Origin of the sequence: Delftia sp. UME58 (assembly GCF_014170385.1) — a bacterium.
Lineage (GTDB): Bacteria > Pseudomonadota > Gammaproteobacteria > Burkholderiales > Burkholderiaceae_C > Comamonas > Comamonas acidovorans.
Genome location: NZ_LZZV01000007.1, coordinates 1 through 612, shown reverse-complemented (window position 1 = coordinate 612; position 612 = coordinate 1). Strand labels below are relative to the sequence as shown.

The following is a 612-nucleotide window of genomic DNA, read 5'->3' as shown; positions in this document are numbered from 1 at the left end:
ATGGCGCGGCGCGGCACCAGCAGCACGCGCGCGGCCTCGAACTGTCCGTGGGGCACGTTCTGGATCGCGCTGCGTATCAGGTCGGCCAGATAGGCGCCGTACACCATGCCCAGAGCCGCGACCGCCGCCATGAAAGGCGTGATCTCGATGCGCTGGCCGATGCCGAACGGCGAGAGCAGGCCGGCGACGATCTGTGAGCCGCCGTAATAGAACAGGAATCCCACCAGCAGCGAAGGCACGCCGGTGAAGATGGAGGCATACGGGATCCAGATGATCCTGGCCAGCAGTGTCGGCCGTAGCGTGATCAGGGCAAAAAACGTCCCGATCGCGAGCGCCAGCAGATAGGCACAGACGGCGACCTGGATCGTCATCATCGCGCCGGTCGCGAGTTGCTGCACGAAACCCATCGAAGGCATGAGGTATTCCTATAGCCTGTTCACATTGAAAGGCGCTTTGCGCAGCCCAGGCAAGCGTATGAAACTTGCCGCCGGGCCCGCCGGCCCGGTGGCGGGCGGCCCTTGCGGGGGGCGCATATCCGGCTAGCGGCAGGCCGCTTCCTCGGGCAGGAGCTCCACTTCCATATAGGGTTTGCGCAATGTGGTGAAGGTGCAG

The 612-nt window shown here is 64.5% G+C and carries 1 protein-coding gene; it reads right to left on the bottom strand.

What is annotated here, in order from left to right:
- Window positions 1-416, bottom strand: a 416-nt coding sequence (locus A9976_RS01335; protein ID WP_183017485.1) for an ABC transporter permease subunit, incomplete at its 3' end; no start/stop codon positions are given.
- Between the last annotated feature and the right edge of the window lie 196 nt (window positions 417-612).